Origin of the sequence: Collinsella aerofaciens (assembly GCF_028209885.1) — a bacterium.
Classification (GTDB): domain Bacteria; phylum Actinomycetota; class Coriobacteriia; order Coriobacteriales; family Coriobacteriaceae; genus Collinsella; species Collinsella aerofaciens_BA.
The window spans coordinates 1-24,230 of sequence record NZ_JAQLEM010000018.1 but is presented as its reverse complement, the minus strand read 5'-3'; the positions used below and the strand labels follow the sequence as shown (position 1 = coordinate 24,230).

At 58.8% G+C, this 24,230-nt stretch carries 18 protein-coding genes; 13 read left to right on the top strand and 5 right to left on the bottom strand.

Annotation, left to right across the window (positions count from 1 at the left end; translation table 11 throughout):
* Window positions 1–71: 71 nt before the first annotated feature.
* Window positions 72–1,430 carry a radical SAM/SPASM domain-containing protein gene (locus PMX21_RS06020; protein WP_082421808.1) on the bottom strand — a complete coding sequence of 453 codons (1,359 nt, stop codon included), beginning with the start codon at window positions 1,428–1,430 and terminating at the stop codon, window positions 72–74.
* 516 nt (window positions 1,431–1,946) lie between these two features.
* Between PMX21_RS06020 and PMX21_RS06015 the strand changes: the two genes are divergently transcribed.
* A complete protein-coding gene (locus PMX21_RS06015; protein WP_055285289.1) occupies window positions 1,947–2,420 on the top strand; it encodes an FHA domain-containing protein in 474 nt (157 codons plus the stop codon).
* Window positions 2,421–2,871: 451 nt separating this feature from the next.
* The gene (gene nifJ, locus PMX21_RS06010) at window positions 2,872–6,411 is read left to right on the top strand and encodes a pyruvate:ferredoxin (flavodoxin) oxidoreductase (protein WP_271758662.1); all 3,540 of its coding nucleotides are present in this window, start codon (window positions 2,872–2,874) and stop codon (window positions 6,409–6,411) included.
* Window positions 6,412–6,688: 277 nt separating this feature from the next.
* Here nifJ and PMX21_RS06005 read toward each other — a convergent pair whose 3' ends face one another.
* From PMX21_RS06005 to PMX21_RS05995, 3 genes are all read right to left on the bottom strand, one after another.
* Window positions 6,689–8,020, bottom strand: a complete 1,332-nt coding sequence (locus tag PMX21_RS06005) for an ATP-binding protein (RefSeq protein ID WP_271758660.1) — start codon at window positions 8,018–8,020, stop codon at window positions 6,689–6,691.
* Between the two features lie 270 nt (window positions 8,021–8,290).
* Window positions 8,291–8,812: a hypothetical protein gene (locus tag PMX21_RS06000; protein WP_271758658.1), complete on the bottom strand. Its 522-nt coding sequence runs from the start codon at window positions 8,810–8,812 to the stop codon at window positions 8,291–8,293.
* 5 nt (window positions 8,813–8,817) lie between these two features.
* A complete protein-coding gene (locus tag PMX21_RS05995) occupies window positions 8,818–9,234 on the bottom strand; it encodes a DUF3830 family protein (RefSeq protein WP_271758656.1) in 417 nt (138 codons plus the stop codon).
* Window positions 9,235–9,836: 602 nt separating this feature from the next.
* Between PMX21_RS05995 and arcC the strand changes: the two genes are divergently transcribed.
* The gene (arcC, locus tag PMX21_RS05990; RefSeq protein WP_055310076.1) at window positions 9,837–10,799 is read left to right on the top strand and encodes a carbamate kinase; all 963 of its coding nucleotides are present in this window, start codon (window positions 9,837–9,839) and stop codon (window positions 10,797–10,799) included.
* Between the two features lie 200 nt (window positions 10,800–10,999).
* Here the strand turns inward: arcC and PMX21_RS05985 are convergent, their stop codons facing one another.
* Window positions 11,000–11,830, bottom strand: coding sequence for a C39 family peptidase (locus tag PMX21_RS05985; RefSeq protein ID WP_271758654.1), 831 nt, complete (start codon window positions 11,828–11,830; stop codon window positions 11,000–11,002).
* A gap of 564 nt (window positions 11,831–12,394) precedes the next feature.
* On the opposite strand from PMX21_RS05985, the gene PMX21_RS05980 reads away from it, so the two are divergent.
* The 10 genes from PMX21_RS05980 to PMX21_RS05935 all read left to right on the top strand — a co-directional run bounded on the left by PMX21_RS05980 (window position 12,395) and on the right by PMX21_RS05935 (window position 23,977).
* Complete coding sequence (locus PMX21_RS05980; protein WP_271758652.1) at window positions 12,395–13,846, top strand: APC family permease; 1,452 nt, start codon at window positions 12,395–12,397, stop codon at window positions 13,844–13,846.
* A 131-nt stretch (window positions 13,847–13,977) separates the two neighbouring features.
* Window positions 13,978–15,255, top strand: a complete 1,278-nt coding sequence (locus PMX21_RS05975; RefSeq protein WP_055310078.1) for a metal-dependent hydrolase family protein — start codon at window positions 13,978–13,980, stop codon at window positions 15,253–15,255.
* A 117-nt stretch (window positions 15,256–15,372) separates the two neighbouring features.
* Window positions 15,373–16,758 (top strand): histidine kinase, encoded by a 1,386-nt coding sequence (locus PMX21_RS05970; protein ID WP_271748542.1) that lies wholly within the window; start codon window positions 15,373–15,375, stop codon window positions 16,756–16,758.
* 38 nt (window positions 16,759–16,796) lie between these two features.
* Window positions 16,797–17,531: a LytR/AlgR family response regulator transcription factor gene (locus PMX21_RS05965; RefSeq protein ID WP_138374374.1), complete on the top strand. Its 735-nt coding sequence runs from the start codon at window positions 16,797–16,799 to the stop codon at window positions 17,529–17,531.
* A 91-nt stretch (window positions 17,532–17,622) separates the two neighbouring features.
* Window positions 17,623–18,567, top strand: coding sequence for a zinc dependent phospholipase C family protein (locus PMX21_RS05960; protein WP_271748541.1), 945 nt, complete (start codon window positions 17,623–17,625; stop codon window positions 18,565–18,567).
* 101 nt (window positions 18,568–18,668) lie between these two features.
* Entirely contained in the window at window positions 18,669–19,919 is a 1,251-nt protein-coding gene (locus PMX21_RS05955; RefSeq protein WP_271748540.1) for an MFS transporter, read from the top strand.
* Window positions 19,920–20,101: 182 nt separating this feature from the next.
* The gene (locus tag PMX21_RS05950) at window positions 20,102–21,289 is read left to right on the top strand and encodes a glycosyltransferase (protein WP_271748539.1); all 1,188 of its coding nucleotides are present in this window, start codon (window positions 20,102–20,104) and stop codon (window positions 21,287–21,289) included.
* A complete protein-coding gene (locus PMX21_RS05945; RefSeq protein ID WP_118238179.1) occupies window positions 21,286–22,629 on the top strand; it encodes a histidine kinase in 1,344 nt (447 codons plus the stop codon). The genes PMX21_RS05950 and PMX21_RS05945 overlap by 4 nt, the downstream gene beginning before the upstream one ends.
* Before the next feature lie 72 nt (window positions 22,630–22,701).
* Window positions 22,702–23,418 (top strand): LytR/AlgR family response regulator transcription factor, encoded by a 717-nt coding sequence (locus tag PMX21_RS05940; protein ID WP_118238181.1) that lies wholly within the window; start codon window positions 22,702–22,704, stop codon window positions 23,416–23,418.
* Between the two features lie 91 nt (window positions 23,419–23,509).
* The gene (locus PMX21_RS05935; protein WP_271748538.1) at window positions 23,510–23,977 is read left to right on the top strand and encodes a YfcE family phosphodiesterase; all 468 of its coding nucleotides are present in this window, start codon (window positions 23,510–23,512) and stop codon (window positions 23,975–23,977) included.
* Window positions 23,978–24,230 lie beyond the last annotated feature (253 nt).

Here is a 24,230-nt window from a genome sequence, read left to right as displayed (position 1 = left end):
CAATAAGCTTCGCAGACGGTAATCAGAAGAACGAACACCTCCACAATGGTGACAGCAATGCGCTGAACCGCTTATTCCGATACAGTAGCTTCTCGTTGATTTTTCTCCTGCGAAGATGAGTGGCGGGAAATAAGGTCAAAAGCCATCTCGTAGCACATCTTTCTATATTCACATGATGCAGGGTGTAGACTCTTGGGCAAGTAGCCGTGCTCGTCTGCAGCCTCCCAGCTACAGCCCCCACCACAGAAAGACCGAGCCCAACAGTCCGTACAGTCAATTCTTTTTTCGACACCCTGACTCCAGTTTTCAATATACCTAGTTTCGTCAATTCCGGTGACGATGTTGCCCATTTTGAATCGCATCATCCCGACAAACCTGTGACAGGGGTATACGTCCCCTTCGGGAGTCACGGAAATAAAACGCCTGCCAGCCCCGCATCCGACAAAGGCGATCCTGTTGCTCATAATCAAATCAACTGCAGTTTTCAATGTTCTAAACAAGGGCTTTTCCCCTTGATCAATCTGTTTGAGATATTGATCCGCCAAATCTATTAGGCCCGCCCTGATTTTGTTTAATGAGTGTTCGTCGAGTTTGATATTCTCATCGAATGAGCTCACGGGCGAGAAGTAAATCCTTCTGAAGCCCATCTCTTTAAACTGAAGATAGTCTTCAACAAGGTTACAGTTATTATTTGTTAAGGTCGCTCTTGCGCCGAAGGGGAACGACTCGGAAAAACGACGAACGTTTTTGTCGATATCGGAGAAAGAGCCGCCTCCCGTCTTGTACGGGCGCGATGCATCGTGCTTGCATCCTGTACCATCGAGACTAATCAGAACAGAAAACCCGTGCTCCTTGAAAGAATTCACAGCAGTGTCATTCAAAAGCGTTCCGTTGGTCGTAATAGAATAGGTAAAGTTTCTATTGGGGTATATTCTTTTTGAATAGTCGACCGTTTTCCATATCAGCGGCTCGTTAATCATGGGTTCCCCACCAAAAAAGACGATCGCAAGCGTTTCGTTTTCCGATGAACTTGCGACGAGGTAGTCGACCGCCTTGAAGGCTATCTCGTCTGTCATCAGCAGAGGAGACGTTCCATAATCTCCTTTACCGGCAAAACAGTAACTACAACCAAGGTTGCATGCATGTGAAACGTGGAGTTCGATGGATCTAAGTTTTCGAGGCGTGTCTTTTGTTAAGAAAGTCCGCTCAGACAATCGTTGATACTCATCAATGTCGTCTTCAAGTTCTGCTATGGTCGTTTGGTCGTAGCCTTTCGCAGCAAGTGACTTTGTTAGCAACTTCGAGTTGACCGTTCTTCCCGATGCTTCAAATATGCGAAGCGCATCTTCTGATGCTTGGTCAACCTGAAAGCAATTGCGAGTGACCTCATCGAAGCAGTAACGACGATCACTTACTGAGAAAAAATGCATACGTTCCTCAATTTCATGCTGGACTGGCACTAACCTTGTTTATTGTTGCGCAGCTATAAAAAACCACCAGCGGGGATTCGGTGTGCGGCCCAATCGGACTCCCAAAAGGTTCTATTTGAGACTGGCAAGCTTTGTGTTGTTGGCACTTCGACAGCGCTCTTTATTCCAACATGGAGCCTTGCAGTTTGAGTCGACTTGCCTCTGGAAGGTCCGATCTTAACTTGATTTAGGATGAAAACAGATTACAGGCGCGCTCCTCTAGAAAGAAAGGAAACCAATCGCCGCCTTTCACCAGGAAAGTTTTTATAGCCCACCTCGGGCAAAATGAAAGATGCGAGAGCGATTGGGGAACAACGCGAATCTCCCCTTTTGGGTGGGAGCGAGCCTTCAGCCACCGGCGAACGACTCGCCCTGGTCAGAATCTGGAAGTGGTGCCGGGCCGCTTGGGCCTCCCCGGTGACTTCGTGGGGCTTACCTGCCTGACGTCGAGGAGTACATCCGCAAGATTCGTTCCCTATGCCGTTTGCTCTCACGCCCGCCTTAGTTCCAAGTCGGGCGAGCCGCCGCGCTCATGCGACCCGTGGCGGCGACACGTCGACGCCGCGCTCGCTGAGCACATCTTCGGTCGCGGGCGAGCACGAGGTCGCGCCGGCGCATCCGCTGGGACTGCTGTGCGTGCAAAACGGCTACGTGGTGAGCGTCCCGCGCTGGATTCAGCCGAGTGAGGAAGGCGTTGAGATCGGCGCGCTGGCAACGGGGGAGGGCGGCATCACCGACGACGTCTCGGCCCGCCATGCCCATATCTGGTGCGACGAGTCTGGCGCATGGTTTGTCGAGGACCTGTCGTCCACTAACGGCACCGTGGTGGTAAACGGGGCCACGAGTGTGTGTATTCAAGTAGAGCCCGGCCGCTCCGCCCAGCTCAACCCCGGCGACGAGCTCAAACTCGGCGAATCCACCACCTACGCCATCCTGCTCGGCGCCCTCTAGCCGGCAGTTAGGGACGTTCCTTTCCTGCCGGTACTTGGGGACACTCCTTGGCGCGTCAGAGCCAGTCGTCCGGGGATGGAGGGACCATTCTGGCCTTTGGCGGTCACCCGAGGTAAACCTTTACCGCCCGCCTATATTTGTCGAAATTACACTTAACGGCGGGGTACAATAAACCCGCATGCGGATTTCCGTTGCGGGCGCTTCCCATCGCCGGGGCGTGCCCGGGAGCATCCGGCATGCGGCCTTTGCGGCGCTCGGTCATGTGCAAGACGGGCGGTCGGGTCTGTGGGGCGCATCAGCTGCCCCTCGCCTCGGCATGTCTTCTCTCCACGCCACGTACCTGCTGCTGAGCCTGCCTGCCAGATGATTGGAAGCAACAGCGTAAATCCCATCACGCCAACATCCCGGCGATCGCCGGGGCCTGTATACCTATATGAGAGGAGAGGGGTATATGGCGCGTAAGTTTAAGTCTATGGACGGCAACGAGGCGGCCGCATATGTTTCGTATGCGTACACCGAGGTAGCGGGAATTTATCCCATTACGCCGTCCAGCCCGATGGCCGACCATGTCGACCAGTGGGCGGCCCAGGGTCGCAAGAACATCTTCGGCACCCCGGTCAAGGTCGTCGAGATGGAGTCCGAGGCAGGTGCAGCCGGTACCGTTCACGGTTCGCTGGGCGCCGGTGCTCTGACCACCACCTACACGGCTTCTCAGGGTCTGCTCCTGATGATCCCGAACATGTACAAGATCGCAGGCGAGCAGCTCCCGGGCGTTTTCCACGTCTCCGCGCGTTGCGTCGCTTCCCACGCCCTGAACATTTTTGGCGATCACTCCGACGTCATGGCCTGTCGTCAGACCGGCTTCGCCATGCTCGCCGAGGGCAACGTCCAGGAGGTCATGGACCTCTCGCCGGTGGCTCACCTTGCCGCCATCGAGGGCAAGACTCCGTTCCTTAACTTCTTCGACGGCTTCCGCACCAGCCACGAGATCCAGAAGGTCGCCATGTGGGACTACAAGGATCTGGCCGAGATGTGCGACATGGACGCTGTCCAGGCTTTCCGCGACCACGCGCTCAACCCTGAGCACCCGCACACCCGCGGTAGCCACGAGAACGGCGACATCTTCTTCCAGAACCGCGAGGCCTGCAACAAGGTCTACGACGAGCTTCCCGCCGTCGTCGAGGGCTACATGAAGAAGATCAACGAGAAGCTCGGCACCGATTACGGCCTGTTCAACTACTACGGCGCTCCCGATGCCGATCGCGTCGTCGTGTGCATGGGCTCCTTCTGCGACGTGCTCGAGGAAGTCATCGACTACCTCAACGCTCACGGCGAGAAGGTCGGCCTGGTCAAGGTTCGTCTGTTCCGTCCGTTCTCCATCAAGCACTTCGTCGACGTTCTCCCCGAGACCGTCCAGAAGATTGCCGTCATGGACCGTACCAAGGAGCCGGGTTCTATCGGCGAGCCGCTCTACCAGGACGTCGTCTCCGCTCTCTACGAGGCTGGCAAGACGGGCATCAAGGTCGTCGGCGGCCGTTATGGCTTGGGCAGCAAGGACACGCCTCCCGCGTCCGCGTTCGCTGTCTTCGAGGAGCTCAAGAAGGACGAGCCCAAGCGCGAGTTCACCATCGGCATTGTCGATGACGTGACCAACCTGAGCCTGCCCGAGGTCGAGGATGCGCCCAACACCGCAGCCCCCGGCACCATCGAGTGCAAGTTCTGGGGTCTGGGTGGCGACGGTACCGTCGGCGCCAACAAGAACTCGATTAAGATCATCGGCGACCACACCGACAAGTACGTCCAAGCCTACTTCCAGTACGACTCCAAGAAGACCGGCGGCGTCACCGTCTCGCACCTGCGCTTTGGTGATTCCCCGATCCGCTCGCCGTACTATGTGACCAAGGCCGACTTTGTCGCCTGCCACAACCCCAGCTACATCGTCAAGGGCTTCAAGATGGTCCGCGACGTCAAGCCGGGCGGCACCTTCCTGGTCAACTGCCAGTGGAGCGATGAGGAGTTCGCCGAGCACATGCCCGCCGTGGCCAAGCGCTACATCGCCAACAACAACGTCAACGTCTACCTGATCGACGCTATCGACCTGGCCGCCAAGGTCGGCATGGGCAAGCGCACCAACACGGTACTCCAGTCCGCCTTCTTCGCGCTGGCCAAGGTCCTGCCCGCCGAGGACGCCCTGCAGTACATGAAGGACGCGGCTACTAAGTCCTACATGAAGAAGGGCCAGGCTATCGTCGACGCCAACCACAAGGCCATCGATGCCGGCGCTACCGCCTTCCGTAAGTTCGAGGTTCCGGCCGACTGGGCTACCGCCGAGGATGCCGCTCCCGTCGAGCTCTCCGAGGAGACCAAGTCCGCTATCGCCCAGCAGGTCAAGAACCTGCTCGAGCCCATCGATCGCATGGATGGCGACAGCCTGCCCGTTTCCGCCTTCGTCGGTTGTGCCGACGGCCAGTTTGAGCTGGGCGCCTCCGCATACGAGAAGCGCGGCGTCGCCGTGGTCGTTCCTCACTGGGACGAGACCAAGTGCATCCAGTGCAACCAGTGCGCCTATGTGTGCCCGCATGCCACCATCCGTCCGTTCGCGATGACCGAGGACGAGGCTGCCGCCGCGCCCGAGGCTACCCGTACGCTCGACGCCATGGGCCCCAAGGCCAAGGGCATGAAGTTCACCATGGCTGTGTCCCCGCTCGACTGCATGGGCTGCACCAACTGCGTCAAGGTCTGCCCCAAGGGCGCCCTCGAGATGGTTCCCACCGAGCAGGAGATGGACCAGCAGCCCGTTTGGGACTACATGGTCGAGAACGTCTCCGAGAAGAAGGAGCTCATCGCGGCCAACGTCAAGGGCAGCCAGTTTAAGCAGCCCTACCTGGAGTTCTCCGGCTCCTGCGCCGGCTGCGCCGAGACCGCCTATGCACGTCTGGTGACCCAGGTCGCCGGCGACCGCATGTTCATCTCCAACGCCACCGGCTGCTCCTCCATTTGGGGCAACCCCGCTGCCACCGCTCCTTACTGCAAGGACAAGGACGGTCACGGCCCGGCGTGGAACAACTCCCTGTTCGAGGACAATGCCGAGCACGGTCTGGGCATGGCCGTCGGTTACGAGGCCGTCCAGAAGAAGCTGATCGCCGCTACCCAGGACATCATCGCTGCCGATGGTCCGTCCGATGAGCTCAAGGCTGCCGGCCAGGCTTGGATCGACTCCGTCAACGACGCCGAGGCCTCTAAGACCGCTGCCGCCGCCTACGTTGCCGAGCTCGAGAAGTGCGGCTGCGACGCCTCCAAGGCGATCCTCGCCGACAAGGCTTACCTCACCAAGAAGTCCTTCTGGATCTTCGGCGGCGACGGTTGGGCCTACGACATCGGCTTCGGTGGCCTGGACCACGTCCTGGCTTCCGGCCACAACGTCAACGTCTTCGTCTTCGACACCGAGGTCTACTCCAACACTGGTGGTCAGGCCTCCAAGGCCTCGAACCTGGGCCAGGTCGCTCAGTTCGCCGCTGCCGGTAAGGTGACCAAGAAGAAGTCCCTGGCCGAGATCGCCATGAGCTACGGCTACGTTTACGTGGCGCAGGTCGCCATGGGCGCCAACCCGGCTCAGACCCTCAAGGCCATTCACGAGGCCGAGGCCTACGACGGCCCGTCCCTCATCATCGGCTACAGCCCCTGCGAGATGCACTCCATCAAGAAGGGCGGCATGCAGAACTGCCAGGCCGAGATGAAGAAGGCTGTCGAGTGCGGTTACTGGAACCTCTTCCGCTTCAACCCCGAGGCTGCTGCCGGCAAGAAGTTCTCGCTCGATTCCAAGGAGCCCGCAGGCGGTTATCAGGAGTTCCTGATGAACGAGGCCCGTTACGCTTCGCTGACGCGTTCCTTCCCCGAGCGCGCCGAGGAGCTCTTCAAGGAGAACGAGCAGGCCGCCATGGACCGCTACGCTCACCTGCTGAAGCTCAAGACGGTGTACAACGAGGCCTAGGTCTCTCACCGCAGGATCTGAGGGCTGACCTTCGCGGACGTCCTCGGACATGAAAGAACCCCCGTCGCCGGTGCGGCGGGGGTTCTTTCGTCCTGCGGAGTGTCCGCGAAGGTCAGCCCTCAGATCCTGCTACGACTACGTCCTCGGATTGTGTGGCTGAATGAAGGACGTGGTTGTGGGGGCCTTTTGTTCCGGTCGCTGTTTCGCGGCTTTGCCGCGAAAGGCGCGCCACTTTGGGGATGGATAGGGGACGGGGCTGGATTGAGGATTCAAATGGCTAGAGAGATATGGGCGCGAACGAGAAATCGTTATTGGGGTCATCCTTTTCCATAAACTCATCGAGACAAAACGTCATGTAGATTGGAACGTACAGAACCTTGCCCTCTTTGCTGAGATTCTCGTGGCTCAGTACAACGGCCTCGGGAATTTTGTACTCGCCCGCACTCATCAGACGATCGAGGGCTGCGTGCGCTCGAACCTTCTTGCCAGATTTGACCTCGATTGGGACAACATGACCGTGGACGCCTTCGATCACAAAGTCAACTTCACCGACCTCACGCGTTTGGTAGTACCATGCATCTGCCCCGAGGGCAACGAGTTCCTGCGCGACCACGTTCTCATAGAGACCACCAAGGTTGGGAGTTTTCATATCAAGATAGACAGCGCGTGCAGTGCTGCCGGGGTACCGCGATGCTAGCATGCCTGTATCAGACTCGTATAGTTTGAAGGCTGTCGTTTTCTCCGTCCTCTTGAGAGGACTCCGTGGCTCCGTCACCCTGGCGACCATCAATCCAACACCTGCGTTAACAAGCCACAGGAAATCCTGTTCATATTTTTTAAGGCGAGCTTCCTCACCCAGAGACGAAACAACAAAGCGATGAGACTCCGCCTCAAGCTGAACGGGAATTTGTTCAAAAATCGACCGAACGTTAAACGCTCGAGTCGATGCATATTTTGAGATATCGCTTTTGTACTGATCGACCAGCTGAGTTTGAAGCTCACGTGTGCTCACGAGCGAATAACCCGAATCAATATAGTTCTGAACGACTTCCGGCATGCCGCCACAAACGATATAAGCTCTATAGTTCTTGAGCATCGCCTCATGAATATAGTTTTCGACAGGATGCTTTTCGACAAGGCAGCTGCGAATGCCGGCAAGCACATTCTCGCTGACGCTGTTTGCCCAACAAAACTCTTCAAAATCCATTGGGCGCATAACAATGTGCTCGACATACCCCACCGGAAAAGAAGAGATTCCCTTAAACTCAGTCCCGAGCATAGACCCCGAGAAGACATAGCTAAAGCGCCCATCCTCGACCAACGCCTTCATGAGTGTAACGATCTGCGGATACTCCTGAATCTCATCGACAAAGACAAGCGTATCGCCCTCAACAAGCGGCGCATCCGCAAGAAGGGCTACACGGTTGATAAAGTCAATGGAGTTCTTTGCGCCAATAAGCACATTCTTTGCCTCGACATCGAGTAGTAAATTGACCTCAAAATACGAAGCGTAGTTGCTTTTTCCGAACGCGCGAATCGCATAGCTCTTGCCGATCTGACGCGCACCAGTAACAAGTAATGCCTTATTGGAGTTATTCTTCCAGCTCAAAAGCCTATCAGTGACCTTACGGCGTAACATAAACCCCCAAATGACAAAAATTGGCAGATAGAATTGCCTAAAATCATACAAAAATTTGCGGATAATATCGTGCGTAAATATACAAAAATTGGAAGATAGCAAAGGTCCGATAAGGTCTCAAAGCCACTGAAACGGCGCTCTACTTTGCGAAGGGGCTGGAGACGCTGCTACGTGCGTCTCCAGCCCTCTGATTCTTACTTTTGGTTCCGCGATGGGACTTTGTTGGTCTGCCTGGTCGGTTTACCTTGTCTCGCCGCTCTCTGTGCGTAGGCGGTAGCCGTGGACGAGGTCGCTAATAGCCGGCCAGGGAATCTGGCGGTCGACCCAAAATTGGAGCTGGACCAGATAGCGCTCGGTGGCGCGGGTGAGGGCCGCGAACTGTTCGTGAGTCTCAACCTGGGCGTAGAGGTCGCGGCTGTGGGCGAGGATTGCCGTGGTGTCATCCATTTTACCGGTGACGTCGAAGGCGCCCGAGAACCAGTCGCACAGGCGCGCGGCGCTGTTGTTGATCGTTGCGAGGTCGGCGGTGCCGTCGTTGGCGTTTTCGTTGGCCTGGGCTCGCAGGAGGGAGAGGGCGTCGGCCGCGTTCATGCAGTAGCCGACGGTGAAGTTCCAGACGGCGAATTCGCGGCCTGTGTCGAGCTTGCGGCGGCGCATGTAGTCGATATCGCGCGGTTCCTCGAGCATCATTTGATCGGCGAGGGCCTCAAGTGCAGTGGTGTACTCGGCAAGGTCGAGTGCGAGCAGGGTGTTGATATCCATCATCTTTAGGCCTCCGTTTCGATCTCGACGATTTCGTTTTTAATGTACATGCCCTGATTGTCCCAGACATTGCGGCAGGCGGCGGCAAAACGCTCGCGGTCGGCTTCACAGATGCGGGCGAACATGTTGCAGGTGCCAAAGGGCTCGCACACGTCAAAGAAGATGCAGATTGACGACCATCCGCCATACCAGCTCACTGCGCCCGTCGGCTCGTGAAAGACGGGGTTCTCGATGTGCTCGTAGTTGGCGATGGGGCCCGATACGGGATAGGTTACCTCGGCATCGCAGATCTTGGCCGAAAAGATACGTGACTCGACCGGACAGGACGATTCGAAGAGCCTGCATGCCTCGGGAGCCTTGTCCCAGAGCATGTCGGCGAGAAACGTCTCGCCATTTAGCGTGATCTTGAGCATTTTTGTCATAGTAAGGACCTCCTCAATCCGTCGCTCAAGGGGCTCGCTGGCGGATAAGGAGAAGACAGCGGCGGGGTCGCCGAACCCAAACTTCACGACAGATCTCTGTCGCCCCAGCCCGCGCTGTTCTTCGCTAAAGTACCATGCCGCAATTTCGCGCGCAATATCAGTTTTTGATTTTCTGGAAGCGGCGATCGACGAGACGGCTCGCCGGCTGCCGGCCGATGCGCGGCAAAGGCACTCGTCTATTCCTTAAGTTGGATGAAAAACGCCATGTTATTGCAGGGCTGCATACTCGTCCAATTAGTGCATAGAATCTCGTATAGTGCGAGTAAGATTTTGCGCTGTCTGTTTTGTGTTTAGCAAAGATACAGTTTGCATAAAGCAGCCTAATCCTCGCTCCATTAAAATAAAGTCGCACGTAAATGGCGTAAACATATCTGAGCTGGGGTTCTGTACGCTGAGCGGATAAAAACGACCGTTCACCGTTCAACTATTTTCAAAATGAATAAAATGAGCGATAAAGAGAATATAAACCTTAATAAACTCGCGTATCGCACGGGCGCGGTTTATTAATGGGTTGTAGGCCTTTTACAGAAAGGATTCCAGCAATGTCTAAGCCTCTTGGCAAGCCCGATCGTATCGTCGTCGCCCTTGGCGGCAACGCCCTCGGCAACAACCCCGTTGAGCAGATCGAGGCCGTGAGCAACACCGCTCACGCTCTCCTCGGCCTGATCGAGCAGGGCAACGAGATCATCATCACCCACGGCAACGGCCCGCAGGTTGGCATGATTCAGAACGCCTTCGCCGCTGCCCACGACGCCATCGGCACCCCCGAGATGCCGCTGCCCGAGTGCGGCGCCATGTCCCAGGGCTACATCGGCTATCACCTGCAGCAGGGCATTGGCCGCGAGATGCACAAGCGCTATAAGCGTTGGCACGCCGCCACCGTCGTCACCCAGATCGAGTGCGACCCGGACGATCCCGCGTTCAAGAACCCGACCAAGCCGATCGGCCCCTTCTACACCGAGGAGCAGGCCAAGGAGTTCATGGCCGAGGATCCTTCCAAGGTTTTCGTCGAGGATTCCGGTCGCGGCTGGCGTCGCGTCGTCGCTTCCCCCGATCCCAAGAAGATCGTCGAGGCTGACTCCATCCTCAATCTGCTCGACAACGAGTTCATCGTCATCGCCTGCGGTGGCGGTGGTATCCCCGTCGTCCGCGACTACGAGAACAAGGGCTGCTACAAGGGCGTTCCCGCCGTCATCGACAAGGACCTGGGCGGCGAGCTGCTGGCTGAGGACTGCGACGCCGACGTTCTGTTCCTGCTGACCGCCGTTGAGCATGTCGCTATTAACTTTGGCAAGCCCAACCAGGAGGAGCTCGAGGACATCACCGCCGACGAGGCCGAGCGCCTGGCCGACGAGGGTCAGTTCGGCAAGGGTTCCATGGAGCCCAAGGTCCGCGCCGCCATCAAGTTCGCCCGTTCCCGCAAGGGCCGCACCTGCATCATCGGCGCCCTGGACAAGGCCGCCGAGACCATGGCCGGCCTCTCCGGTACCCGCATCCACGAGTAGCCTCTACTCCATTGCCTCTCTCGTGGGCGCCGGGCAAGGCGCCCACAAACTAGCCTCTCTTCATGAGCCCCGCAGTCCGCTCCGACTGCGGGGCTTTTGTTTCAACCCGGCACTTGGGGACGTTCCTTTCCTGCCGGCAGCTTGGGACAGTCCCTAAAGGCTGTCCCCAACGACCACTCATTTAAGTCTGTCCCCAATGACTAGTAGTAGGCCCACATGGCTTCGACTTCGTTAAGGACTTCTACGACGCCCCAGCGGCGGGCGCTGCGGCTGGCCGAGTTGGGGTCGTAGACGCCAATCTGGTCGGCGTCGTCAATACCGTAAAGCACAATGTAGTGGCCCACGCTGGTAAAGGTGCCCGGCCGAACGGCGGCAATGACGGGCGCTCCCGAACGCAGTGCCTGAGTCATCGATTCGCGATCGATATGGAGTTCCGTTCCGTTGAGTCCCAACTGCCACGCGCCGCTCGTCATAAACGACCATTCGGTTGCACCGGTGGGGGCGTAATTGCCCGCCTCGGAAAGCGCGCACATATCGACGGGGGTCATATCGGTGCGTCCCGTCTTAAAGATATAGACCATGGTGAGGCACGTAGGCCCGCAGGCATTTTGGCGGATGGTGCCGCCGGCGTAAGGCAGCTCCGACCACGCGGGGTCGATCTGATAGATATGGGGCATCGTGCCGGCTTGCCATTGCGAGCGTGGGGTCGAAAAGGCGAAAGAATAGCCGGGTGCGACGGGGGCCTTGAGCAGCTTGTCCTCGGCGGTGGGCTCGAGACCGGCCGACCCGTGGGACATACAGGAGCTTATAAGCACAAAGACCAGACAGGTAAGGATAGAGCACAGTGCGAGGCGAAGTCGACGAGCCGGCAGGGCGGGGGCATTCGCGTGCGATGTCGAGCGGTAGGGCTTGCCGTCGCGTCCGCCTTGGGGATGCGAAAAGAAGCGGTTGATATGGATGCCGGGCTGACGTGCGCCGTTGCGGCGCAGTTGCGGAACCTCGGCCTGACGCTGTCGAGTGCGTGCGCCCAAGCGGCTATCTTGCTGCGCGCTTGTGCCCGTGCTCAGACGGCCACTCTGCCGCGTTCTGCTTGCCTGCTGCCGAGACGAAGGCCTGGGTTGCTCTTGAGGACGTTGCGGATTGCTGCTCGTGGCACTTCTGGGCGTCGGCGTGGTACGGCCAGCAAGGCGAACGCTTTGTCGCCGTTGATCACCGTCGTTGTATCCGTATGCCATTCGTACCGCCTTGTCTCATGTATAACCTGTCCATCCTACAGAAAAGATGTGCAACAAATGGGCCTGCGCGTCAAAAGCTCGGTAAACGGTACGAAAGGCGCAAAACACACGGCCTCAAAAACATCTCTATATGCGTCCGATGAGCGTACGCCCGTCGGACGGGCGGCAACAATGAACGGCAAACCGTGCCGTTCGTCCCAAAAACGGTGCCGCTCATATGCGAGTTCGGCCTTCGGTCGAGCCATGGGCGGCCGTGCTGCGCCAAGGCCGTATCTTAAAGCTACGAAATAAAAGAGCGCGGCAAAACAGACCGCGCAAGGGGTGACGTCAAGGGGCGTCAAAAAGGAAAGGAGGGGAACAATGGCGGACAAGAACGCAGAAGTTGCAGTCGAGGATAACGGCGGCATGAAGAAAACGCTTTCGCTCTGGAACTTCTTCACCATCGGTTTCGGTGCCATTATCGGTACCGGTTGGGTTCTGCAGGTCGGCGACTGGATGGTCGTGGGCGGCGGTCCCGTTCCCGCTATGATCGCATTCCTCTTGGGTGCAATCTTCCTCGTGCCCGTCGGAGCTGTTTTCGGTGAGCTCACGGCTGCTATCCCCATCTCGGGCGGCATCGTCGAGTATGTCGATCGTAGCTTTGGCCGTACGCTGAGCTACATCACCGGATGGCTTTTGGCTCTGGGCAACGGTATCCTGTGCCCGTGGGAGGCCATCGCCATTTCGACCCTCGTGTCCGAGATGTTCGGCAGCCTGCCCGGTCTTGAGTGGCTGCGCGCCGTCAAGCTCTACACCATCCTGGGCGCCGACGTTTACCTGTTCCCGACGCTGATCGCGCTCGGCTTTGCAGCCTACGTCATCTTCCTCAACTTCCGCGGTGCCAGCTCGGCCGCCAAGCTCCAGGCCTTCCTGACCAAGGCCCTGTTCTGCGGCATGCTGCTCGCCATGGGCGTCTCGCTGTTCACCGGCTCGCCGGACAACGCCATGCCCGTGTTCTCCATGGTCACCGGCGCTGGCGGCGGCAAGGCCGCTACCGAGGGCGCCAGCCTGTTCGCCGGCATCGTGTCGGTCCTGGTTCTGACCCCGTTCTTCTACGCCGGTTTCGACACCATTCCTCAGCAGGCTGAGGAAGCAGCCGAGGGCCTCAACTGGAACAAGTTCGGCAAGATCATCTCCCTGGCCCTGCTGGCCGCCGGCGGCTTCTACATGGTCTGCATCTACTCGTTCGGCACCATCCTCGACTGGCATGAGTTTGTTAAGAGCCCGGTTCCCGCGCTTGCCTGCCTCAAGGGCATCAACATGCTTCTGTACCTGGCCATGCTCGTCATCGCCACGCTTGGACCCATGGGCCCGATGAACTCCTTCTACGGCGCCACGAGCCGCATCATGCTCGCCATGGGCCGCAAGGGCCAACTGCCCGAGAAGTTCGCCGAGGTCGACCCCAAGTCCGGCGCTCCCAAGCTCGCCTGCGTCGTTCTGGGCGTTATCACCGTCATCGGTCCGTTCCTGGGCAAGAACATGCTCATCCCTCTGACCAACGTGTCGGCTCTCGCCTTCATCTTCTCCTGCGGTATGGTCGCCCTCGCCTGCCTGCGCATGCGCTTCACCGAGCCCGACCTGCCTCGTCCCTACGAGGTGCCCGGCGGCAAGTTTGGCATCGGTCTCGCTATCGCTGCCTGCGCCATCATCATCGGCCTGCTCGTGATTCCGTTCTCTCCCGCCTCCCTCAACATGGTGGAGTGGAGCATCGTGATCGGCTGGTTGGCTATTGGCCTGGCCCTCATGGCTTTCACCAATTCCCGCAAAAAGTAACGCCTAGCCGGGGCGGATCGGGTGCGCGGGGCCCTCTCTCCCGCGCACCGAACCCGGCACCACTTGGGTAGCTTTGTGAGGCCGCGACCCAACACGGCCTCGCCCACTATATGGATCCATAAGGAGGAACCATGTCCACTAAGTATGCAATCGTTGGCGGCAAGCTCATCGACGGTACCGGTGCCGAGCCGGTCGAGAACTCCCTCGTTCTCGTCGACGACAACGGCAAGATCGAGTACGCCGGCACTATGCAGGACCTTCCCGAGGGCGTTGAGGTTATCGATGCCGCCGGCAAGACCGTCCTTCCCGGCCTGATCGACACCCACCTGCACTTCTCGGGCAACCTGACCGACGATGACACCGATTGGGTCATGCAGCCGCTCCTCGAGAAGCAGGCCGTCGCCGTCAAGCAGGCCTACGACTGCCTCACCCACGGCCTCACCACCGTCTGCGAGATCGGCCGCTTTGGCATCCAGATCCGTGACTGCATCGACAAGGGCGTCTTTAAGGGCCCGCGCGTTCTGGCCACCGGCCTCGGCTTCTGCCGCGTTGCCGGCCACGGTGACTCCCACCACTGCACCCAGGAGCTCAACAAGGAATCCCATCCCTGGGGCGACCAGGTCGACGGTCCTTGGGATTTGCGCAAGGCCGTCCGTCGTCGCCTGCGCGAGAACCCCGATGCCATCAAGATCTGGGCTACCGGTGGCGGCATCTGGCGCTGGGACTCCGGTCGCGACCAGCACTACTGCTCCGAGGAGATCCAGGCCGTGGTCGAAGAGGCCAAGATGGTCGGCATCCCCGTGTGGAGCCACTGCTATAACAACCACGCCGCTGCCTACGATTCCGTTCGCTTTGGCTGCGAGCAGCTGATTCACGGTTTCGATATCGATGAGCGCACCATGGACCTCATGGCCGAGCAGGGCACCTTCTTCACCCCGACGATCGCCTTCCTGCCCACCTGGTACGCCACCTATCCGCCCGTCTACGTCCCCGAGCTGCACGACAAGTACGAGGGCACCCTGGTCGAGAAGGAGCTGCAGCGCAACTACGACTGCCTGCGCGAGGCCAAGAAGCGCGGCGTCGTCATGACGATCGGCTCCGACTCCTTCTCCTTCGTCACCCCGTACGGCACCTGCTCCATCGAGGAGATGTACGAGTTCGTCGACAAGATCGGCTTCACCCCGGTCGAGACCATCACCTGCGCCACCCTCAACGGTGCCAAGATGTGCCACATCGAGGACGAGACCGGTTCCATCGAGGCCGGCAAGTGCGCCGACCTGCTGGTCGTCAACGGTGACGTCGCCGCCGACATCCACGTGCTCAACACCGACAACATGGACGTCATCATGAAGGACGGCTGGATCGTCGAGGCTGGCACCTTTGGCGAGGCCAACAAATACAGCGCCTAAACTACCGTTCATCGACGACTGGATATAAAACACAGTATTTGATTGCATAATGCAATGGAGAGGGTCGCTTGCGGCCCTCTTTATTGCTATGGGTGCGATAGATAAAAGGGGATGACGGTGGATTTAAACAGGCTGATTCTGGGCAAGAGCTACAATTCTACCAAGGTCTTTCGCACGGCCCAGCATGTGGTCCAGGCCATCCTGCTCGGTGTTGTCGTTCCGGCGCTTATCCTGCTGCTTATCTGGGATTTAACCGATAACCCCAATCCCGTTCCGGGCGTTGTCGTTATTGCCGGCATGGTCATGCTGTGCTTCTTTTTCTCGTATGTCTTTGTGGTCCCCGACGACCTCACATCGAGCGCAACCGACCGTACGCTCGCCATCGCATCAAAAATATTCGCCTACACGTCGCGCGGCCTTACGCCCGAAGCGGCCCTGGGTGCCTCTAAGATCATCCTGTCCGAGACCATCGCCTCTGCCATCTGCTTTACCGACGGCAAGCAGGTGTTGGCAAGTTGGGGCGAGGATTCGACAAGGTGTCCCGCCGGAACCCCGGTCGTGCTCAAGACCACGCTCAGTGTGATTGAGACGGGCGAGCAGAGCGTGTTTTCGCGTGACACCTCCAATGAGACAGGCGGCTATTTTCCCCGCCTGCGCGCCGGCATTGTCGCGCCGCTTACCGTGCGCGGGCATTGCGTGGGTACGCTCGAGCTGTACTATCCCCGCCTGAGCAGCATCGATATGCGCCAGACGGCGTTGGCCTCGGGCTTTGCCGATCTCATCTCCACGCAGCTCGCGAGCTTTGAGCTCGAGCGCCAGGACGAGCTTACGGCCCGCGTGGAGCTGCGCGCCTTGCAATCGCAGGTCGATCCTCATTTTCTGTTTAATACCATTAGCACGATCGTGTCGCTCGTTCGAACCGAGCCAGACAAGGCGCGATCGCTGCTGATCGACTTTTCCAACTATTATCGTCAGACGCTTTCTGATTCCGATACGCTCACCACGCTCGAGCACGAGGTGGAACAGGGCACTCGTTATATCAATCTTATGCAGGCCCGGTATGGCGACGGCCGTCTGCGCGTCTCGGTCGACATCGACTTTGAGGTGCGTGACAGCCTGGTGCCGCCGTTTATCTTGCAGCCGCTGCTCGAAAACTGCATCAAGCATGCGCAGCGCGAGATCGAGCCGCTTTCTATTCGTGTTAGGGCTTTTGAGACCGATGACGGCTTGGAGATCATCGTCGAAGACGACGGCATCGGAATGAGCGAAGAAGTCTGCGCGCATCTGTTTGAGCAGCATCGCCGAGAGGAACCCGAGAGCATTACCGCCGACGGCTCCGTCAAGCGAGGTTGCGGCCTGGCGCTCTTCAACGTGCTTCAGCGCATCCATTTCTTTTACGGAGAAGATTCCGGCATGCGCGTGAAGTCCCAGGAGGGCGTGGGAACGCAGGTCATCGTTGAGTTGAACGGCGAGCCGCATGAGCCGGCGCCGCTAACGGTGTAGCACGCGGTTGGATTGAGAGAAAAAGAGGGGAAGCGCATATGTCCGAAGGCTGGAACATCCTGGTGGTTGATGACGAGCCTCCAATTAGGGCTGAGCTACGCTATCTGTTGGAAAAGGATACGCGTGTGGGTCAGATTGCCGAGGCGGGCAATGTCACCGAAGCCGTGGAGTCGATTCTGTCGAACAAGCCCGACGTGCTGTTTTTAGACATTACCATGCCCGGTCGCTCGGGAATTGAGCTTGCCGAGACGCTGCAGAACCTAAAGACGCCGCCGGTCGTGGTGTTTGTGACGGCATTTGCCGAGTATGCGGCCGATGCCTATAACCTCGATGCTGTCGATTACATCGTCAAGCCGGTCGAGGATGCCCGCTTGTCAAAGGCACTCGACAAGATCGAGACTGCCCTGGGCGCTCGCCGTGTCGTCCATGCTCCGCGCCAGCCTTTGCGCCTGACGGTGGATCGCGGGGGCAAAAAGGTGTTCATTCCCGTGGCGGATGTCTGCTACTTTGAGGCGCGCGCCGATTTTTGCAACGCCGTCTGCGCCGAGGGGACGTACCTGATCAATGAGTCGATTTCCTCGCTCGAGCGGCGCCTGGCCTCCGAGGGCTTTATCCGTGTCCACCGCAGCTATCTGGTTAATTTGGAAGACGTGCACAATGTCGAGATCGGCTCCACGGGCCTGATGGAGCTCAGGCTCGATCGCGTAACCTCGACGGTGCCCGTGTCCCGCCGTCGCGCTGCCGAGGTCAAATCGCACTTGGGGCTTGCGTAGGGATCGGTGTGCCATCGTTTGCCGTTACAGGTTTGGCATGACTGTGCGGTGGGCATAATGGATTGCATCGAATGAAATCGAAAGGATTATTATGCCCGCGCTCATTACGCATCATCTGTTTGGCGAGGAAAGCATCGACCGTCTTCCGCAGGGCGTTATCACGTCCGACGAGGAACGCATCGCCTTTATCCTGGGCAACCAGGGCCCCGACCCGTTCTTCTTCCACATGCTCACGCCGCGCATTTCCGACTGCATGTCGCTTGCTCAGGTCATGCACCGCTCGCGCATGTCGCGCCAGTTCTCGTGCCTGCGCGACGGCGTGTCGCACCTGCAGCCGCGCGATGCCAATCTGGGTCGCGCCTTTGCGCTGGGCCTGCTGTCGCACTATGTGCTCGATCGCAATGCCCACCCCTTTGTCTACGAGCAGCAGTTTGGCATTGTCGAGTCCGATCCCGAGCTCGAGGCTTCGGGCAGTCAAGTTCATGCCGTGCTCGAAAGCGACTTGGACGTGCTGATGCTGCAGCTCAAGCGCGATGGGGCTACGGTCGAGGATTATCCGCCGGCGGGCGAGATCGTCACCACCGACCGCATCAATCGCGTTGCCGGCGTGCTGATGAGCTACGTCGCCGGGCGCGTGTACGGTATCGACATCCCGGCGGGGGAGTACGCCGGCGCCGTAGCCGACATGCAGCTGCTCTACCGCACTATCGAGCCGGCCGGTTCGGCCAAGACGCGCGCGATTGCCCTGCTCGAGGGCTTGGTGCACGATTATTCGCTACTCGACGGCCTTGCGCACCGCGTGACGACCGAGTTGCCCGAGCGTACCGGCAACCTGGGCCACTTGGCATGGAAGAGCCCCTTTACCGATGAAGTCTCGACCGAGAGCTTCCCCGAGGTCTTTGACCGCGCACTGCTCGATTACGAGCTCACCGTCGCCCGCTTTATCGAGACCGGCGATATGGAAGCCGTGACCAACCACGTCAATTACAGCGGTCGCGTGCTCGGCGCCGACGAAGAGTTCGACCGCGAGGAGTAGGGCTCGTGCGTGCCCCTTTGCCGAATCCTTACCGGCGCCTCTGGACAATTGGGGTACGATGAACTAACTGCATATCGGGCGAATACGAAGGGGCCCTGTCCATGAAATACACCAAGCTCGAGCGTAACTGGGTTATGTACGATGTGGGCAACTCGGCCCTCGTGCTGCTCAATACCTCGGTGGTGCCCATCTACTTTAACGCCATCAATACCGGTGCTTCCTCGGCAGACCTGGTGGTCGCCTGGGGCAACGCGCAGACGATTGCCTCGCTGGTCATTGCCATGCTCATGCCCATTCTGGGCGCGCTTGCCGATTACGCCGGCAACAAGATTAAGTTCTTCTTGGGCTTCTTCCTCACGGGCCTGGTTCTTTGCCTGGCGCAGGCTATCCCCATGTCCGCCATGGCATTTTTGACCGTGTACGTGCTGTGCACCATCGGCCTTAACTCTTCTATGACGTTCTACGACGCCATGCTGCCCGACATTACCACCGACGAGCGCATGGACGCCGTGTCCAGCTCGGGCTATGCCTGGGGCTACATCGGTTCTACCGTGCCGTTCATCATCTGCCTGGCGCTTATCATGGGTGGCCCCGCTCTTGGCGTCCCCACCATGCTGGCAACGCGTCTGTCGTTTGTCATCACTGGCGCCTGGTGGCTTATCTTTACCCTGCCGCTCATTCGCACCTATAAGCAAAAATACGGTCGCGCGCGCGGTCCCCAGGACACCATCGGCCACATCGTGGGCGGCGTGTTCTCCGAGGTCGGACACACCATGCGCGAGATCGCCCACAACAAGACCGTGCTGGTCTACATGATCGCGTTCTTCTTCTACATCGACGGTGTGCACACGGTCATTTCCATGGCAACCAGCTACGGATCGGCCTTGGGCATCGATTCGACCCAGCTGGTGCTGGCTCTGCTCGTTACGCAGTTTGTGGCCTTCCCGTCCGCCATCATCTACGGCAAGCTCGCCGGTCGCGTGGGCACACTCAACATGATCTTGGTGGCCGTCGCCGCCTATATGGGCATCGTGCTCTTTGCCGCGTTTTTCTTGAAGACCGCCTTTGAGTTCTGGGTGCTCGCCATTTTGGTCGGCTTGTTCCAGGGTGGCGTGCAGGCGCTCAGCCGCAGCTATTTTGGCCGCATCATCCCCAAGGAAAAGTCCAACGAGTACTACGGATTCTTCGATATCTTTGGCCGTTACGCAAGCGTTATGGGCACCTTCCTGGTGTCGGTTGTCACCTCCCTGACCGGCAACCCGTCGCTGGGCGTCCTTTCTATTGGCGTTCTGCTGGTTGTTGGCTTTGTGCTGCTGGTCCGTCTGTCCCGCATGGCTCAGGCGGCGGCGTGAGGCAACCGGGCTCAGTACAGCAATTGTGCCTATCTGCAGTACTCTTTTGGAAGTAGCCGCATAAATCATTCTGACTTCCGAACAATGTTTAGCCCAAGTGGGTATGATGGAACCAGCTAGGTCGCGGGGCGTCGCCTGTGTTTGGCGGCGCCCCGTTTTTGTGTTGCAAGGAGGGTAAAGGTATGAACGCCACGGTTGTGATCCCAACATATTGGGCGGGCGATGATACCCAAGCAAACGCTCCTGGCACCTACGATCACTCGACGTCGCTCAATGCCGCCAACCCGGAACTCGATCGCTGCCTGACTTCGCTCGAACAGGTGCGCGACATTCCGCGCATCATTCTCTTGGTGGTCTGTCCGGTTTCTGCCACGGCCGACGTATCCCATCGCGTGCACGAAATCGTTAATGCGCATCCCACGCTTAAGGTCACCATCGTTACCAATACTCAGGCTTCGCGTGTTGCCGACCGCGTGGCGCAGATCGCGCCCAAAGGCTCGGGCGAGTGCGTGAGCCTGCGCGGCTACGGCGCCATCCGCAACATGGGTCTTGCCTGTGCGGCGGTGCTGGGGCACGACGCGGTTGTGTTTTTGGATGACGACGAGACCGTCATCGATGCCGACTTTATGAAGCGTGCGACCTATGCACTGGGCCAACAGACGCGTCAGGGCCTGCCGATTTTAGTCAAGAGCGGATACTTTTACGATCGCGACGGGTCGCCGCTGGCTCCCACGGACAAAGTGGGCATTTGCCATCGCTGGTGGACCAAGCGTATCGAGTTCAATCGCTGGATGAAAAAGGCGCTCTCGGGCACCCGCATCTCGCGTTCCAATTACGTGTGCGGCGGCCTGATGGCCCTGCACGCCCGCGCCTTTACGCGCGTGGCCTTCGACCCGTTTATCACCCGCGGCGAGGATCTGGACTACCTGTTTAACATGCGCATGTTTGGCTACGACGTGTGGTTCGACAACGAGTGGACCGTACGCCACCTGCCGCCCGAGTCCGAGAAGCGCTCGCCGCGCTTTATGCAGGACGTGTACCGTTGGTACTACGAGCGGGCCAAGCTGACGTTCGCTGCGCACCAAAAGGAGCTCATTCCGGTTACGGCCGCATCACTCATGCCCTATCCGGGTCCGTGGATCTCGCGCGAGCTCGACGACCGCGTGCGCAAGACCGCCATGGTTCGCAGCATGTTTACCCGCGAGCACGAGGGGTATCTGCGCATCTGGCGTCATGGTATTGACGAGGCCAAGACCTATGCCCGCCAAAACGCCGCAAGCTACCTGCGTTTTCAGAGTTTCTGGCCCAAGATCATGGACGAACTTTGGCGCGACGCACAACTGATTAGCATCCTGGAGGGGGCTGAATGATCGACCGCCGCGCTCAGCGCGATAATTCAATTTCAATCTTTCGCATCATCGCCGTTGTCTGCGCCGTTTGCGTGTTGGTGTACTTTATCTTTGCCCTGGCGACTGGCATTGAGCCGATTGCCACGGTGATCGCCTGTGCGCTGCTGTGCATCTTCCTGTGCATCTTTATCTATTTGACGCTCAATCCCGATTCGGTACGCTCCCAGTACACCGAGGAGACGCTCTCGGTTGCCTCGGCCATGCTCGAGGACATTAAGGGCGGCCTGACGCAGGAATCGGCGCTTTTGGTGTGCCGGCGTATCCTGCCCGAGACACGTGCCATGACCGTTGCCATAACCGATGAGAGCAACGTGCTGGCCTGCGCGGGCGAGTTCGAGGAAAAGCTGCTGCCCGATTCGCCCATCCATACGCTTGCCACGCGCTACGTCATTGAGCACGGCATCGTGCAGTCGTTCAACCGCGTGGTGGACGTGGTGGGTTCGGATGGCTCGCACAACCATGTTCCCGCCGGTATCATCGCGCCCATCAAGGTGGGCGACCGCACCGTCGGCACGCTCAAGTTCTACTACAAGACCCCGCGCGCCGTCGACCGTACCCAGTATGCGCTCGCCTCGGGCTTTGCCGAGATCCTGTCCACGCAGCTCGCCATCCACGAGCTCGAGGTACAAAAGGAGCTCACGGCACGTGCCGAGGTTCGTGCTCTGCAGGCGCAGATCAATCCGCACTTTCTGTTTAACACGCTCAACACCATCGCGTCGTTTACGCGTACCGACCCGCTGCGCGCCCGCGAGCTGCTGCGCGAGTTCTCCTCGTTCTATCGCGCCACGCTCGACAACTCGGGGTCGCTTATCCCGGTCTCGCGCGAGGTTGCCCAGACCAAGCGCTACCTGACGTTTGAGAAGGCGCGCTTTGGCGAGGACCGCGTACTGGCGACCTTCGATGTCTCCGAGGATGTCGAGGACACGTTGGTCCCGGCCTTTGTAATCCAGCCCATTGTCGAGAACGCCGTGCGGCATGGCATGGGCGATGGCGATGCCCTGCAGATCGATGTGACCGTCCATCAAGACGGCGACGACGCAATCCTGATTGCCGTGGCCGACAACGGCGTGGGCATGGACGAGGGCACCGCCGCCAGGCTGTTTGATGAGCGCTCCGCCCGCCCCGATGCCAGTTCCCCGCAAGGCGGCGGCGCCGGCGTGGCCATGCACAATATTTCTGAGCGCATCCATCGCTTTTATGGACCGCACTCTTATACGCGCGTCGAATCGGCGCCGGGCAAGGGCACCAAAGTGCTCCTGCATCTTGATTTGTCAGAGAGCATCTTTGACATTCAAGAGTAAAATAAAATGCTATGGGCTCAACGCCAAGCGGCGGATGCCCAGCCTAGTTTGTTGACGAAAGGTTTAATCCCTATGCTGCGTGCGATGATTGTGGATGATGAGGCCCCGGCCCGTTCGGAACTTCGCTTCTTGCTCGAGCAGACGGGCAAGATCGGCACGATCACTGAGGCGTCGAGCGTCCGCTCCGCCATTGAGATGTTGATGGAAAGCCGCGTCGATGTCGTATTTCTCGATATCTCGATGCCCGGTGCTTCTGGTCTGCAGCTTGCCGAGGCACTGCATAAGCTTAAGAATCCGCCGGCGATTGTGTTTGTGACCGCGTATAGCGATCATGCCGTCGAGGCGTTCGACGTTGATGCCGTCGATTACCTAATGAAGCCGGTTGAGGAGGCACGCCTGGATCGCGCGATCGAGAAGGTCATGCAGCACGCCAAGCCCGTCACGGACAGCAAAGCCACCATCGAGCGCATTCCGGTGGAAAAGGGCGGCCGTAAGGTCCTCATCCCCGTGGATGACATTCGCTTCATCATGGCCAAGGACGATTACTCCTGTATCTATACCGTCGATGATCGTTTTCTATCGACGACTTCGCTGGCGCAGTTCGAGGCCAAGCTTTGCGACTTTGGCTTCTTTCGCGTTCATCGACGCTATATCGTCAACTTGGCGTGCGTCACGGATGTCGAGACGGTGCCCTCGGGCGCTATCCAACTGGGCATTACGGGCGTCGACGAACGCGTGCCGGTCTCGCGCCGCCGCGTCGTGCCGCTCAAGAAGGCCCTGAGCCTCTAGCACACTGGCCCCGCAGCCCTGTAGACCAATTGTCTGCGGAGCCGTGGGGCTTTTTGTATATACGTCGAATCGGTTCTGAAGAAGGGATCCCATGAACAGTGCAAGCGCCAAGCGCATCGACATCATCTCGGATACCCACGGCTATCTTTCGCCCGCGCTTCTGGACGAGCTCAAGGGCGCAGATCTGATCATCCATGCCGGAGACCTCACCTCAGAGATGGATTACGAGCATCTATGCACCATCGCCCCCGTGCGAGCGGTCCTAGGAAACAACGACTACTACCGCGACTACGGCCCGGATGTAGACCGTCTGGCCCTCTTCACCTACGAAGGACTCAAATTCGCCGTAGCCCACTACCGCGAAGACCTTCCGGTGGGATCCGTAGACGTAGCCATCAACGGTCATACCCACGTAACCAAAGAGGCCCAAGTAGGCCGCTGCCTGGTCCTCAACCCCGGCAGCGCCAGCTACCCCAGAGGCACCCGAGGCCCCACCATGGCCAGAATGCTCGTCAAAGACGGCAAGATCCTGGGCACCAAATTTATTGACTTAGAGTAACCGCAACAAAAACGGGGGATGCACAACGCATCCTCCGTTTCCATTTGGGCCAAAGGCGGTAGTTCAACAAGGTCCATCAGACCAACCCCGCCGAGGAGCACGTGGGCTAGCCGCACAGCGGCGCACGCCCGCAAAACTGGTTGAATAATGTGACGGCAGGGAGGGTCTCCGGGGCTGAGGGCGGGGGTTAAGTTTGTCGCGAGTTCCGCACGCAAAGGAAAGCACTTAATGTGCTTTCCGTCTTGCGCAGGGC